Annotated in this window: 1 protein-coding gene; it reads left to right on the top strand. The window is 51.7% G+C overall.

All coding sequences use genetic code 11. The features are described from left to right. Positions 1-360 (top strand): Rib/alpha-like domain-containing protein (locus HZY94_RS10090; protein WP_179926001.1); only part of this gene is annotated, 360 nt, incomplete at both ends.

A 360-nucleotide genomic window follows, 5' to 3' on the forward strand; every position in this document is an offset into this window, starting at 1 on the left:
CGATGGCTCGCAGGATGTTGTGCCAGTAACGGTACAAGTGACTGCTCGTCCAGAAGCAGAGAAATACAACCCAAGCTACAACCCAGCAAGTGTAGAAGCTGGAGAGCAAGTCGTTCTAACCGGTAAGAACTTGCCAGCGAGCGCTACTTACAGTGTTGTCGGCTCCGGAATGGCAGTTGACGCTCAAGGTCGTGTGACGGTAGTTGTCCCAGCGGATGCCCCATCAGGTGGTCTGTCTGGTAGTGTTACAGTTCGTTATAGAGATGGTTCGCAGGATGTTGTGCCAGTAACGGTACAAGTGACTGCTCGTCCAGAAGCAGAGAAATACAACCCAAGCTACAACCCAGCAAGTGTAGAAGA

The organism is Streptococcus danieliae (genome assembly GCF_013415245.1).
GTDB classification, from domain to species: domain Bacteria; phylum Bacillota; class Bacilli; order Lactobacillales; family Streptococcaceae; genus Streptococcus; species Streptococcus danieliae_A.